The following is a 14,228-nucleotide window of genomic DNA, read 5'->3' as shown; positions in this document are numbered from 1 at the left end:
GTCGGTGTTGTCGGTGTTGTCGGTGTTGTCGGTGTTGTCGGTGTTGTCGGTGTTTCAACCTCTGCTACATCGGACTTCTCTCCCGTTACGAAAGTATAGATATCCGATTCAGTCACTCCATCATAAGCATCTTCTAGTTTCACATACCAGTTATACAGCTTATTGTTTTGAAGCCCGTTCCATGTGGCGCTCACCTCGCTGCCGCTCGGAGCAGTAATCACTTTGCCGATCTCTTCATTCGTTCTTGCCTGGATACTGATATAATCGGTTGCAACACGCTTATTGATCGGCAAGAGCTTCACCGGAAGCGCTAATTCATCCACGCTTGCATCAAACCAGTCATAATCATTTTTGTAAGGCGAGTACGTATTCATATACAGCATATTGTTCGCCGTATCGAATTTGAGCAGGCGCATGTATCCCATGCCGCCTTCCGGTTGTGTTTGATAATTGGCGAATACTTCATGCACCGTGCGATCGCCGATCGTACGAGCATTGTGTTTCGGTGTATTCGTATGATGTCCGTTCACGACCAAGAACACATTTTTATTCGGCAAAATCAATTGTTTGTATACTTCTTCCGCCGGTCCCCCATACTTCCCACTTCCGTCCATATACTGGTGCAGGGCAATGATAGCATTGCGGTCGGCATATTTTTTCAAAACACCGTTTGCCCAATCCAAATCCTGCTGCTCCGGCTGCCAACCCATATAGACAATGACAAAATCATGCCCATTTGCCGAAATGAGATCATAGTGATCCCGGTTGTTTTGGAATTGTCCACCATAGTACGAACGGTTGGCGAATCGATCCGCCCCGAACCACTTGACATATTCGCTGTAATCGATCGGCTTGTCTATATTCGGTTGCACGTCGTGGTTGCCTGCAAGCACGCCATACGGGATATGGGCATCGTCCAATATTTTCATACTTTTGTTGGCATTTGCCCATTGCTCAGGTCGGAAGCCGTCATCTACGATATCTCCCGTATGAATGACATATTTGAACTTCTGAGCGGAAGCGTGATCCACAATCCATTGGCTGGTCGCGTCGTATATATTAGGATACGTCTTAGAATAGAACTGCGTGTCCGGCATCCACACAAAACCAAAATTGTACTGATCCACGGTTTGCGGAGGCGGAATCAGATCCTGTACGATTACATTCGCCTTGTGGTCACGAACCATATCAGCTACAGCAATGGCGCCTTTTAAGGTGATGTCATTTTCGTCCGGGGCAATTTTCCAGTCGAGCTCCTGCCACAGGCTTGTCGTGTAGTTCCAAGCATATAAGGCCACACGTCGGCCCGGCAGCGAATGCCCTTTCCAGATGGCATCCACCGTTTTCGCGGACGTCAGTTGTTCGTTAATGATAAATTCAAATCGCTGATATGGGAATTTCTCCGTATCATCCGTTGTCATAAATTGACCATCCGGAGCGGAAATGGCCTGAATTTGATCGGAGGTGAGCAGCGTTTCGCCAGCAGGCGTCAATGTGAGCGGCGGTTCCGTATCGGTAGCGTTCGTGTATGCTTTATGACTTAAACCGTCTTTAAAATCATATTTGTATGCCTTCAAGAATGTTGCGTTTAGCGCATCTCCTGTCGGATCCTCAATCTTTACCTTCAATACAGGATTCGTGGAAACGTCGGCGGATTGATCCGCAGGACTTACCAGATGCGGCGGACGCGGATTTTCTTCCTCGCTTGTGAAATTCACTTCTTGAACCGCCACATTACCAGCGTTATCTTCGACCGTCAGCTTCAGAAGATGCGACCCTGGCTGTAAATCCACAGCACGCAACGAGGATGTGTCCACGATAGGGGATCCATCCAATGTCAGTTGAAGCTTCTTCACACCGGAGCCGCTATCCTTAGCAACATAGCTAAGGGGAATGGTTCCTTTGTAGCTTTGATTGTTTACCGGGGAAGCAACCGATAAGACCGGCAAAGTGTTATCCACTTGAACCGTCACTTGAATGGGAGCCAATGCATTCGTTGCATCCGTTAAAGTTAATTGATGGCTTCCATCCTCCAATGGGGTCGTATTCCAGTCAACCAACAACGATTTAGCCAACGCGGCTGGAACGGACATATTAAAATCTTTGGATAACACGGCTGTAGCCGGATTTGGCGGAAAGCCGTCACCTAATTTAATATTTTGAGTAGCCGGTACATTCGGATCGGTTATTGGGGTCCCGTCACCCAAAACTAATCTCATATTGCGAATTGTAAAATCATCGTGGTTGTCTGCCAAGTCATCCGGAGCTACTGTATTGCCCGATCGTACAGTGATTTTATTCATACCGGCATGTAATACGTTGGTTGGTACCGGCACTTCACATATAGCATATTGCATGATATCCTGTGTGATCGTGTAAATGAGCTGGTCGTTTACGTATACGCCGTTCTTGTATCCCAGGGATGCTTCTATACCGCTGCCTTCAAATACAATTTTAGCCGGGAGAGTTAGAATAGTTCCAGTATTCGTTACGGGTTGACTATCGATCTTCAGTTGCAAATCCGATTGACTTCCGCCCATCCCTTTCACTTGTAGGTTGCCGCGTACGTACTGATTGTCACTTAGATTCAAAGAGAGCTTGTCTGGTTCTACTGGTACTTTCACATGCGCTTTGTAATTGGTGTTTGTCGGAACACGTGATGTTTTATTTTGTGAATCCTTCGCCGTAATGTAATACTCCAACTCGGTCGTATTCTGAAGCGCAGACTGTGGAATTACTGCCTTATAGATAAGCGATTGAAGAGCAGTCGGCTGCATGATAATATCTTGAAAATATTGATCCTCCGCATCCGGATTTGTACTAAAGGACAATGTGACGTTTTGAGTCAGGTTCTCATCGTATACATAGGCCGTTACCGTTAAATCCATTTTCTCCGTACTCGTAATCGGCGTATGAATAATATCGGGCGGGAGATCTACAGTTGCAGAGCCCGGAGCAGTCGGAACTTGGGAAGGCTTTACTACACCCGGCGTCGGGACGTCTGCTAGTCCAACCAATTGCATAACCGTGGTACGATCCTCCGGGAATTTGTATTCAATACTTTTTCCGTCAGGAGAACCTTCCGTGGTCGTATATGTAGCACGCACCACTTCTTGATCGCTGTTGTTCGCAACAATAAGGGTTCGGGTATCATTGTTGGGCAATCCACCTTTTGTCGATACGATGGCAATACCGCTTTGGCGCATTTGGAGCTTATAAAAATTCAAGAAATCAACTAGGGTTAAATTTCCATTAGACGTTGCATTCTGGATCCAAACAATCAACGTGGAATGCGGCTGAATAATCTTATCTTCTGTCAAACGCCAAGTTTCCTTCGAACCGTCGAGAGCCAGACTCGTAATCGAGTAGCCCGTCGGTGAAACGGGATTGTCAGAGTTATTATAGAGCTCAATAAACTCAAACAAGTCCGGAGCCGGACCGGCCGGGTTCGTCACGAGCTCGGTAATGAGCAGATCCGGTACGTCCGTAGTACCCCCCGGCGAGGCTGGAATAGGTGGTACTTGCGATGGATCGACGGAACCCGGAGTTGGATCAACGTTGCCGAGATTCTGCATATTGATGGAACCGTCCTCAGGATATTTGAAGATGTCCGCTTTCCCATCCAGCGCTGCTCCCGGCGCTGCAGTATAGACATATTTAGCCTTAACCATGTCTCGGTTGTCTGCTTTATTCACTAGCGTAATGGTTCTGGTGTCGGTATTGATCATCCCGCCGTTTGAGTTAATCGACGTCATATTCGTATTGGCTGGAAGATTGTAGAAGGTTAAGAAGTCTGTATTCGTTAACAGACTATTTTGTGCCTGGGCATTGGAAGCAATATTACGAACCCACACAACGATCGATTGATAGGGCTGTACCACATTATTATCGCTAAACGTCCAGTCTTGCTTCCCTCCATTGGGAGCCACATTCGTCATCGCGTAATTCTGCATCGAAACAGGTACATTTGAATTATTATAAAGTTCTACAAATTCATATAAATCCGGTGCTGCACCTTTCGGATTCACGACCAATTCGGTAATGAGCAGGCTTGGAATCGAATCACTTGCACCTGCTGCCGTTACCCAACTTGTGTTCGGCGTCAACATCATGATAGCAAGAATAAATGCTATCCATTTCTGATAAAATCGTTTCATTGTGTGCCTCCTGATAGTCTGGTAGATCAATATACTATAACAATGAATGATTTGACCTGTGTTATGTAGGTATGAAGGTTTTATTAACGTACTCAAATCTCTTACATAAAAATAGCCCAAGCGGAAACCGCTTGGGCTGGCAAATTAATGTGACCTTTCAAATACTACTTCCTAACAACAACACATAGCATTCCACATGACTCGTATGCGGGAACATCCAAAATCGCCATTCATGCGACCTGTTTCACACAGATGGCCATGTGGATTGCTTTTCGATAGATGTTGAATCAGTGTCTAAAACAGAGTTGCGGTGTCCGGGCCAGAAAGTCCACTTGCCCAGGATCAGCGTAATGGCCGGTACGAGGAAAGAACGATTCTCAACATTTCAACTTTGATGTTTTTTCATGCGAAATCGACCGAACCAACCGAATAAATTCCATGCTTCCCTTCAGTGCCATAAGTACAGCCATTATCTTCAGCCAAGGGATTACATCCGGCTGAAAGATTGTTGCAATATGCCATACCGGCACAACTTGAGTCATACTCAACATCAGGACAATAAACAGACCTGCAAAATCCAGGACAATTCTTGATATAACTTTGATAGATATTTTAGTATGGCCAGAATTGTCAGGACTCCACGGCCCAAGACAGCGCTTCGCAGTTCGAGCGGTCGTGTATAATAACCATGCGCTGAGCATGAATATTAATCCATTTACGAGCAAGTATTTCTGCGAAATGCTTAGACCAGATCCTCCAATCGGTTGTTCATTCAGTAAGTTTATGACCCCGGAGGCGATGTGGGTAGTCGTAATGACGTGTGTTTTGGGCCAAGCAGCATCGATCGCGTCAAGTACGTTAGCGAACACGATAACTCCCAGTTTTTGTTCCGGAACAATATAAGTTTGGGCTTGGAAGCCTATCGAGCCACCCGGCTGACCGATAACCGGTAAACCGTTAATGTGATCTGTCATCCAACCCATGGCGTACGTTCCCGGAACAGGTTCGGTCTGCATAAGTCGTATGCTTTCCGAAGAGAGCACGGAATCATCTTCAAATCGGCCGCCGTTCATTTGGGCAATCAAGTATTGGCTCATGTCCTTCGCACTGGAATAGAGGTAACCCGCCGGCGAATCCCCTGCAATATAAACATAGGGGCCATGATAGGCAGCGTTGTACCCCAATATCCGACGGTAGGGCGTAGCCAGTCCGTTAACAGTTGCTTCATCGAGCGTCATAAAGCTGTTATGCATTGACAGAGGGCTGAAAATATGTTCCTTCACATAGTCGCCATAGGACTGGCCGGATACTTGTTGCACAATATAGCCAAGCAGTACATAATTTGCGTTCGAATACCTGTAGGGATGTTCGGTTTGATTGGTTTGCTTTAAAAACTTTTCCGCATAAGACAAGGCGTTTTTCTCTATAGCGTTTTGATATCGATCGTTGACACTTGCCAGCGTGTTGCTAAATGTTGAGATTTGGGTGAACCCGCTTGTTTGATTAAGTAACTGACGTACAGTAATGGACTCTGCACCGTTATACTTAGTGGGGATATAGCGCTGTATAGGTACATCTAAGTCAATTTTTCCTGCTTCGACAAGTTGCAGAACGGCCATAGCAGTAATCGACTTGCCGATCGAACCTATTCCGAAAGGGGTTTCAGGTGTTACAGGACGACCCGATGAATCAGCTTGACCGTATCCCTTAAGGTAAAGAATACGATCCCCCTGTACAATCCCGAGAGCCAGCCCCGGAAGACGTTGTCGTTTCATTTCACGAGCAATATACGCATCCACTTCGGAGAAAACTGAAGTTCCAGATCGCTCTTCTTGCATACTACCATCGCTTCGCGCTGAACCGAATAGGGGGAAGATGAACAGACCACACAAGATTATTACTATAAATCTCATTCTCATTTCCATCCCACCCATCCCTAGTTATCTTTCTGTTAATAATTTCAGGGAAATGTTGAATGTCAATTTCATCTTTATGAGTATCGTGTAGACCAACGAATCAAAGAAAACGGGCAATAGTATTGTTCAAGATCCAAATCAATCGATTCGATGAGCCATTTCTTGAGGTTCTCATTCCCTTGGATATAGTAGATTTCCAAAAACAGCTGCTCTTTAGATGTATAATAGTTATAGAAAGTTCCAACACCAAACACGACCCCATAGGCCGTGTTTGGCAGATTGGGTAGCCCGGCGGTCATCACTTGAACAGTGAGAAGATCCGTGGCTTTGCGTCACTGCCTTTCGACAGTTTGCCGCTTTCTTCCTGTCACTCACACCAATATGGTTTCCCGCCCACCCTTACGGCCCGCCCCCATATCCTTTAACACGCGCCGCGCCGCACGTCTTCCGCTTGCCGCCGCAGCATCTGCCAAATTTTCTCCATGGGTGGCCCAATCTCCCGCCACGTAAAACCCTGCAATTTCGGGTACGGCTGGACCTGGAAATCGATCTTCCCTGCCTAAGTGCATATAGTCGTAGGCTGCAACTATGTTGGGGAGGTACTGCCTAGCAACGACTTCCTTCTGCCAGCCCGGTTGGATCAAGTCCAATATTTGTTCGAGGAGTCGTTCGTCAGCTGTTGGATCCGTTCCACCAGTACCATTATATTTAACAATGTGTACCACCGAAGTGCCATCTTCACTTAATCGAATAAATTTCGATTGATTCACGAAGTATATGGGTTGATCAACACCCAAAACGGAAAATCGATTTGGTACTGGAAGCCGCTTCAAAGAAAGAGTCAAACTTGCCGCCTGAATGACACGAGCCTGTTCTTTCCAACGTAAAACAGAATTGCAACCCGCATCTCCTAAGAGCTGGGAGGTTACTACGGGTGGGGTGGCGGAAATCACATGCGTGATGTCCATCTCTTGGCCGTCAGCAAACTTTATTTTACGAACGGCTCCATCATGCTCGATTTCCGTAACGTTTGTTCCTGTCATCATGGAGACGCCTGCCCGAACTGCTTTTTCGTAAAGCTGATCAACTAAGGTTTGCCAGCCATCCTGCACATAGACAATGCTATTCTTTTTCATCGCGCGTGCCATAGAACGTATGACGGGGCCAGCCAATTGGTGATCTGGGGCTTGTGAGTACGTTTGTAACCTGAATAATGCGTAAAATATATGACGAACCATCGGATCGCGAAGTTCTTGTTCAATCCAACTCCGCAGACTGATAGCCGGCACTGAATCGGCATCGATTTTTCCAAGTTTGGTAAAAAACTTTAACAACTCCATCTTACCTGACCAGCTTATGTTTCGAGAGATAATAAATTTAAGCATAGGGGTTACCTTATTGTTCCATAGAACCGATACGTTTACCGAAGGAGATCCCCCTTCCATTCTTATACCTAAATCTTGAAAGATTTCATCCACTGCCCCTCCCCTGACTATTGCATGATTGCCAAGATCGAAGATAGCCCCGTTTTTCTTGACAGATATTGCCCGACCACCAAGTTGGCTGGCCTTCTCGAAAAGGACAACGGACTTACCTGCTTGGGCCAACTCAATCGATGCCACCAAACCCGCAATGCCTCCACCAATGATTGCCACATCAAACTGTTTCATCCAACATACCTTCCTTCGCTCGGCATAATCACCGATAGATCAATTCGAAGCCCAGCGCCTCACGCAGGACGAAAACCGCCCGCTCTGTCGGCGTCAGCCTCTCCAACAGAACAAGCATGGCGTAAGACAGTAGATCACGGCGGACGACCGTCGTCTCGAGCGTATCCGCCTCCGGCGTCCGAATCGGCTCGGGGAGCCACGGACCGACGTACACTTCCCTCCTCCTCCGGGCCGACTTCTGCAGATCGAGGCAGCGATTAGTTACCATTTTGCACAAATACGCCTTCGGCTCCTCCAAACGTTCGGGATGAACGTCATACGCCTTAAAAAACACGTCCTGCACCACATCTTCCGCGTCTGCCGCAGAGCCTGTCAACTGATAAGCCAGCGTGAACAGCAGTGCTCTAAATTGATCGTATAGTTTCTCCATTCGCCGTATCACCTTTTCCGGGCCGTTCGAAATATTGCAATCTTGGTCTCGTTCGAAGCTGACTGGCTAAATCCCATGCCAGTTTCTTGATTTTCCACCCAAGCTTCCCCGTTATGATAATATCAAGTCCCCATTTGCGTGCCCACATCAATCCGCGATTTTCCCCCAGGCCGATGGCAAAGGCATCCATCAAAGATTTGTGAACCGGCGCGGAACGGCCCTCCAGATCGGCAATCACGATTTTCCCCAGTTGGAGCGCCTGAAATCCGCCTTCCTTGCACGTCATCTGATCCGCCTTGCCAGTCGTCGGATCGACGATTCTCGCACAGTCGCCAATGCTGTATACACCCGGCATCCCTTGGACGCGATAACATTCATCCACCAGTACCCGGCCATCAGAAGTAAGCGGCAAGCCCATACCGCGAAGGACCGGATTCGGAATCAGACCTAACGTCCATACACATAGGCCAATCGCCATTGCTGAGCGTCACCGCTCCTGCTTCCTCCCGCATCGCCTTACGATTGTGAAGCACTGTCACACCACATTCGCTGAGCGTCTGATCCAACTTCCGTCCAACTTTCTCAGGCCCTTCCGGGAACAGCCGCCCCTGTGCATTCAGCAAATAGACGGAGGTATCGGACGAATTCAGCCCTAGCGCCGATGCTTCCTTCCGAATGGCTAGCGCCAGCTCGGCGGACGTCTCCATACCGCTGATGCCTGCTCCCGCAACCGCGATTGTCATCAGTCGCTTTCGTTCCTCAGGGTTCGTCTCGCCGGCAGACTTCCACAGATTGGCACGCCAGCGCTCCCGGATGTCTGCCGCGGTTTGCGGGTCGGTCAAGGCGACGCCGCCCTGATCGGGATCCGGTCGCCGAACGATGCTGCCGACCGCCACGACTAAAAGGTCATAACGAATTCGGGCATCATTTCCTTGCGCATCCTCATATCGAATCTGTTTCCCTCCACTATCCACGGACGTAACCGTACCTCGCACGAATTCGACTCCATCTGAACAATAATGCGTCCAGGGAACCATAATCTCTTCCCCGCCCGCGGCCGGCCGGAATAACATCACTTTTCGCACGCCGGCCGTTCGCGATGCCCCGGGTCGTTGCTTGTATTGCTTTGAGCGCTGCAAGCCCTGCATGGCCGCCTCCGATGATTATGCATGTCAAGTCGTTCATCATTCCTCAGCTCCTTTTACGTTTTGCACATATAACAATGTAAGGCTCTGATTTGTGACATCGGAAACGAATGAATGAGAAACCTTGCATGGGTCGTTTTAATCACATGACCAGCACCATGGTCGGGTCAGCCGGTGCGGCGGGAGCGGGCAAGAGTTATCCCAGCGAGGATCATGCTAGTCAGCCCCAACACTATGGCAAAGATGGCCCCGACTCGCCCGTCACCGGTGCCGGGACCACCAGGGAATATGGTCACATGCACCCCAGCGTAGGCTATGACGATCAGCCCCACCACCATGGCCAAGATGGCCCCACGTCGCCCGCTGCCGGTGCCGAAACTTCCGGCGGAGCGGGCCAGAGACAGTCCAGCGAGGATCGCGCTGATCAGCCCCACCACCGCGTCCATCGTGGCCCAGAGTCGCCCGGGGGTTAATCCGTATCCGACATTACCGTTGGTCACTTCAGCAGAGGCAATAGTTGGAACAAGCAGAAATGCACAAAGTATTATGAATGAAACTACCTTCATTTTCATTTGTTATTTACTCCTCTTTGTTGTTTTTGAAAACTGAATATATATCAGCTTATAATAATGTTCTTTCCATCATTTGCTTGGAGGCTCGAAGAGTTCGATAGGATTACCTGCTGGGTCATCTAGTAAGATCTGCTTACCGCCAAATCCTGTGACAATATCATTGCGGAAGCGTAGGCCTGCTTTACGCAGGGTCTCGACAAAGCCGCCCAGGTCATCGACCTCGATTTGAATCCGATTCCAGCCGCCGGGTTCCGGTTTTCGCCCATCCGGCATGGCTTGAGCGGCTCCGCCTGGACCATTTTTGGCATTCACAAGAAGATTCAAGTCACCTCGCTGCAAAACGGCAAAACCGGGTGCGGGATGTGCTTTGACAATGAAGTCAAGATGCTGTGTGTAGAATGCGATTGTCGCATCTACATCGTCGACAATGTAACGTACTCTGATAGGGGCCATTCTTTCTCCTCCTAGATTCTGTTTTTGGTCAATATCTTGGAATATAAATAAAGAAAACAAGGATACCGGACATTCCGTATAGAACAATTACACTGATTCGAAACCAATGAGTTCTATTCTCATAATCATGCGCAACCAGATGCAGCGATGCTCCAGACGCGATAAGGAATAGAAAGACCAGTAGATAATCGGATAGATTAGGGTGGCATCTTTTCCTCTCCATCCATGTTGAAGATTGTGATCAAACCTCAATTCAACCGCTTTGCTCCGTAGATTCTTGCTTTTTTTCTTTTTTGAAGGCATCGGTCTTCCGTATGAGGGACACAGTTCCAAAAAACAACATCAGAGCGAGTACCGGATGAAGAGCAGATAAATATCCAATTCCAGACGGTAATTTGGTGCTGACCGCTATCAAAATGATGATGCCGAACAAACCCGCACTACGCATTCGAAGAGAAAGCGGCAGCCGAGCGATAAAAGAAATCACGAGTATCAGGATCGAAACAATGATCAGCAATCTGGCAAAGCCTGTATGGCTGGCCCATTGGGCCGAATTCCAAAACAGTGCGAGACCGGCAAGAAACACCTGGATCAAAATGCAAATCGCAAATATCCTTACCATTGCCTTAAACACCAAACGCGCTCCAACCACGAGCGGTGAAAGATTGGTTATTTCCGCCGCGCGATCCCCAATTTCAGGTTCACTGCGGTTTACGAATAGGTTGCTCATCTTTGAATCCTCGCTTTCGTTTAATATGAACTAGCGCTAGTTTAAACAATAAATGTCGAGAACTTATGCAGATCTTCCTCTTTTTGTGTGGATTTCTTCAAGAACATGTTAAATCACGGTATAATTTTGGGTAAGTGGTGTATTCTCGCACTGGAAGCAGACTAAACTGGAAAGATGTGATTGGAATGGAACCGAAATTGTTGCTTGTGGAGGACGAACCGGGCATGCTTGAGGAGATGCACACCTATCTGCAACGTGAAGGGTTTCGGGTATTGACCGCCTGTACCGGCAAGGAAGCGCTCACGATTGCCCGGTCTGAACGGCCTGATCTCGTCGTGCTTGATTGGATGCTCCCTGGGAAAAGCGGCATCGACGTATGCCGCGAAATCAGGCAAACCTCGAATTGCGGTATTATTATGGTCACGGCCCGATCGGATGAATCGGATAAAATCGTCGGTCTGGAAATCGGCGCGGACGATTATTTGACGAAGCCGTTCAGCTTGCGCGAGCTCGCTTCGCGCATCCGAGCTTTACTTCGCCGCTTGCGCGGACCTGATGACAGGTCGATGTTGTTGGAAAGAGACAACCTGATCATTTCCGAGGCCAAATGTCAGGTATTCAAGGACGACCAGGAGATCCAGCTGACCCCGACGGAATTCAAAATTTTGTACACGTTGGCTGCGCGTCCCGGAATCGTTTTCAGCCGCCTGCAATTATTAACAGCCGCACTCGCGGACGAATATATGGGATACGAAAGAACGATGGATTCCCATATCCGGAATCTTCGCCGCAAGCTGGGAGACGACCCGGCCGATCCTCGTTATATTCAAACGGTATACGGTTTCGGTTACCGATTCGGTGAACAATCATGACGTTGACGGTACGCCAAAAAATATTTGTCTACATGGGACTGCTCGTTCTTATTATCGGTGGCGCTCATGCCGTAACCAAACAGGTTTACATAGAATCTTTGTTCGATCAATTTCGTAAGGGAGAAATCGGTGCATCTTATTTGAACGCACCGCCCGGGGAACAAATCGAAATCTTGAAGACTTACGTTTCAGGTAAGATGCAGCAATTTTGGCTTGGAAATTTGGTCTTTTTCGTAGCAATCGGGCTGTTATTCAGTTTATGGATTTCGGGGATGCTGACGATCCCGCTTAGAAAGCTCGTTGCCGCTATCGAACGCGTTGCGCAGGGGGATCTGGACGTGAACGTTCCTGTACAATCAAAAGACGAATACGGTAAAGTAATCCAGACATTCAACGATATGACGCTTCGGCTCCGGGAAGCTGAGGACGCCCGCAGGCGGTTGGTAGCTGATGTCGCTCATGAGCTTCGAACTCCGCTGTCTATCATGCAGCTAAAATTAGAAAATGCTCAACAGACCAGTCAATACGTCCCTCCGGAAATGCTGCTTAGACTCCATGACGAAGTGATCCGCTTAGGCCTGCTTGTGGAAGATCTTCATGTTTTATCGTTAGCTGAGGCGGGCCGGTTGGCATTGGATTGCAAACCGCTCGATCTGTCGGCAAGACTTGAACAAGTCGTTGATGATGTGAAAATGGAGGCTGAGGAGAACGGACTGGAAATGCGCTTCTCTTCGAACACGAGGCCGGTAACGGTGACGGCCGACGCGAGACGGATCACGCAGGTGTTCATCAATTTGTTGACTAATGCAATCCGCTACACGCCGGAAGGCGGAAAGATTTCGGTTGAAATTGAAGACAAGGTCCTGGATCGGAATGCAGTCTATACATGTGTCTCAGTAATAGACACCGGCATCGGTATTCCAGCCGAAGAGTTGGCCCACCTATTCGATCGTTTTTATCGCGTGGAAAAAACCCGTTCGCGGCATACAGGCGGAACGGGGCTCGGGTTATCGATCGCTCATCATTTTGTCAGAGCCCACGGCGGGTTCATCCGCGTCGTGAGTGAGCCTGATCAAGGTACGACATTTACCGTTTATTTGCCTTTGGGTAAATGAATATTTAAAGGGAATGAAATGCTCGGCATGCTAAGAGGATTGATGGGAAATATGCAGGTGAGACGTGCTTTTTATTGACAACAGGTTAAGGCGCCCCATTATTTGTCAATGCGATGTGTTGACACTACACACTCCACATGTGTGGAGTGCTGAGTGTCGGATACTTTCTAAAAAATAAAAGCGCCCGACAACCCCGCAGATTTTACAATCCCTTATATTAGCTGAGTGCAAAAAAGGATGGCGGATTCCTTAATTTAACAAACAAAGTGTGTAGCTAAAGATCACGCCCGCCAAATTGGCGGATCCGTTATATGCTGTAGGTAATGGAGATAAAAACTGGGGCTTGGGCACGAAATGCTCAACATATGTTCTAAGCTGCTGATTATTAGCGGAACGGTTTACTTTTTCTCTACAGGGATCCAAATTTCGCTTTTATAGTTTGGACTATTAGTATCACTATTTGTAAAGAGAATTTCAGGACCTTCTACAACTTGATAATCAGATGAAGGAAACCATTCAGCATAAATTCGTCCCCATACTTCCTGCATGTTGGCGGGATTACCAAGGACAGTGAAAATTGCCCAAGTAGAGGCTGCAACATGAAGAGAACCCAGACCTAATAAATCTTTTTTTGTTGTTGTTACACCAATAAGATGATCAAGTTCAGCCTTTTCCTCATTTTCTCTTTCCCTAATATTAAATGAAGCACTATATCCTCCAAGAGGTTCAACATTTGCAAGAGATTTCAGCTTGAAGTAAACGTCACCTGTTATTTTCGTCAACATTTCTGTTATAGCAGGATTTTCTCCTTTATAAACGAGAGGGATTCTTTCTTTTATACCTACAATTGTAAATGCTTCTTTTTTTTCAATTCGATAATTTAATTCGCTTCCTCCTGTAATGGTTAATTGAAAAGTCATGCGCGGAAAAGATTTCAAGGATTTCCCGGTTTTATTAACCTCGGAAGGGTTAATACCATGCAATTGATAAAAAGCTTTCGCGAACGAATCTGGTGAATGATAGCCATATTTGATGGCAACGTCGATAACTTTCATATGTTGCCCCTTTAATTCAAAACCAGCCATGGTTAACCGTCTTCTTCTAACATATTCAAGTAACGTAATGCCTGCTAAATAGGAAAACATTTTTTTGAAGTGAAATTCTGAAC

The 14,228-nt window shown here is 47.5% G+C and carries 11 protein-coding genes, 1 pseudogene and 1 riboswitch; of the genes and pseudogenes, 2 read left to right on the top strand and 10 right to left on the bottom strand.

Translation table 11 applies throughout. From position 1 onward, the window contains the following. The 9 genes and pseudogenes from AC1DWB_RS27555 to AC1DWB_RS27515 form a co-directional block, all read right to left on the bottom strand. The coding region (locus tag AC1DWB_RS27555) for a lamin tail domain-containing metallophosphoesterase family protein (RefSeq protein WP_477544305.1) at nt 1–4,157 on the bottom strand (4,157 nt) is incomplete at its 3' end. Between the two features lie 377 nt (nt 4,158–4,534). Continuing rightward, nucleotides 4,535–6,082, bottom strand: coding sequence for a serine hydrolase domain-containing protein (locus AC1DWB_RS27550; RefSeq protein WP_477544304.1), 1,548 nt, complete (start codon nt 6,080–6,082; stop codon nt 4,535–4,537). Between the two features lie 270 nt (nt 6,083–6,352). Then, nucleotides 6,353–6,438: riboswitch (cyclic di-GMP riboswitch) on the bottom strand. A 6-nt stretch (nt 6,439–6,444) separates the two neighbouring features. Continuing rightward, nucleotides 6,445–7,743, bottom strand: a complete 1,299-nt coding sequence (locus AC1DWB_RS27545; RefSeq protein ID WP_477544303.1) for a phytoene desaturase family protein — start codon at nt 7,741–7,743, stop codon at nt 6,445–6,447. 43 nt (nt 7,744–7,786) lie between these two features. Next, nucleotides 7,787–8,173, bottom strand: a pseudogene (locus AC1DWB_RS27540) (sigma factor); the annotation flags it as partial. Continuing rightward, the gene (locus tag AC1DWB_RS27535) at nt 8,148–8,651 is read right to left on the bottom strand and encodes an FAD-dependent oxidoreductase (protein WP_477544302.1); all 504 of its coding nucleotides are present in this window, start codon (nt 8,649–8,651) and stop codon (nt 8,148–8,150) included. The gene AC1DWB_RS27535 and the pseudogene AC1DWB_RS27540, both read right to left, overlap by 26 nt. Next, the gene (locus AC1DWB_RS27530; RefSeq protein WP_477544301.1) at nt 8,569–9,321 is read right to left on the bottom strand and encodes an FAD-dependent oxidoreductase; all 753 of its coding nucleotides are present in this window, start codon (nt 9,319–9,321) and stop codon (nt 8,569–8,571) included. The genes AC1DWB_RS27535 and AC1DWB_RS27530 overlap by 83 nt, the downstream gene beginning before the upstream one ends. 164 nt (nt 9,322–9,485) lie before the next feature. Continuing rightward, complete coding sequence (locus AC1DWB_RS27525) at nt 9,486–9,890, bottom strand: DUF6223 family protein (RefSeq protein WP_477544300.1); 405 nt, start codon at nt 9,888–9,890, stop codon at nt 9,486–9,488. A gap of 69 nt (nt 9,891–9,959) precedes the next feature. Beyond that, nucleotides 9,960–10,343, bottom strand: a complete 384-nt coding sequence (locus AC1DWB_RS27520; protein WP_477544299.1) for a VOC family protein — start codon at nt 10,341–10,343, stop codon at nt 9,960–9,962. A 253-nt stretch (nt 10,344–10,596) separates the two neighbouring features. Further along, complete coding sequence (locus AC1DWB_RS27515; protein ID WP_477544298.1) at nt 10,597–11,073, bottom strand: DUF6220 domain-containing protein; 477 nt, start codon at nt 11,071–11,073, stop codon at nt 10,597–10,599. 185 nt (nt 11,074–11,258) lie between these two features. Here AC1DWB_RS27515 and AC1DWB_RS27510 point away from each other — a divergent pair, with 185 nt between their 5' ends. After that, nucleotides 11,259–11,945 (top strand): response regulator, encoded by a 687-nt coding sequence (locus AC1DWB_RS27510; protein ID WP_477544297.1) that lies wholly within the window; start codon nt 11,259–11,261, stop codon nt 11,943–11,945. Continuing rightward, complete coding sequence (locus tag AC1DWB_RS27505) at nt 11,942–13,060, top strand: sensor histidine kinase (RefSeq protein WP_477544296.1); 1,119 nt, start codon at nt 11,942–11,944, stop codon at nt 13,058–13,060. Before AC1DWB_RS27510 ends, AC1DWB_RS27505 begins: the two co-directional genes overlap by 4 nt. A gap of 398 nt (nt 13,061–13,458) precedes the next feature. Here the strand turns inward: AC1DWB_RS27505 and AC1DWB_RS27500 are convergent. Continuing rightward, a partial coding sequence (locus AC1DWB_RS27500; RefSeq protein WP_477544295.1) for an AraC family transcriptional regulator occupies nt 13,459–14,228 on the bottom strand: 770 nt, incomplete at its 5' end.

The sequence above is a fragment of the Paenibacillus sp. P4_E11 genome, from assembly GCF_056401635.1.
The sequence above is the reverse complement of the archived record's forward strand: the minus strand, read 5'-3'. Positions and strand labels throughout refer to the sequence as shown.

Excerpts from the sequence above, each read along its gene's own strand:
- AC1DWB_RS27525 (WP_477544300.1), bottom strand. The coding sequence starts at position 9,890 with ATGAAAATGAAGGTAGTTTCATTCATAATACTTTGTGCATTTCTGCTT.
- AC1DWB_RS27550 (WP_477544304.1), bottom strand. The coding sequence starts at position 6,082 with ATGGAAATGAGAATGAGATTTATAGTAATAATCTTGTGTGGTCTGTTC.
- AC1DWB_RS27505 (WP_477544296.1), top strand. The coding sequence starts at position 11,942 with ATGACGTTGACGGTACGCCAAAAAATATTTGTCTACATGGGACTGCTC.
- AC1DWB_RS27545 (WP_477544303.1), bottom strand. The coding sequence starts at position 7,743 with ATGAAACAGTTTGATGTGGCAATCATTGGTGGAGGCATTGCGGGTTTG.
- AC1DWB_RS27535 (WP_477544302.1), bottom strand. The coding sequence starts at position 8,651 with ATGGCGATTGGCCTATGTGTATGGACGTTAGGTCTGATTCCGAATCCG.
- AC1DWB_RS27510 (WP_477544297.1), top strand. The coding sequence starts at position 11,259 with ATGGAACCGAAATTGTTGCTTGTGGAGGACGAACCGGGCATGCTTGAG.
- AC1DWB_RS27530 (WP_477544301.1), bottom strand. The coding sequence starts at position 9,321 with ATGCAGGGCTTGCAGCGCTCAAAGCAATACAAGCAACGACCCGGGGCA.
- AC1DWB_RS27520 (WP_477544299.1), bottom strand. The coding sequence starts at position 10,343 with ATGGCCCCTATCAGAGTACGTTACATTGTCGACGATGTAGATGCGACA.
- AC1DWB_RS27515 (WP_477544298.1), bottom strand. The coding sequence starts at position 11,073 with ATGAGCAACCTATTCGTAAACCGCAGTGAACCTGAAATTGGGGATCGC.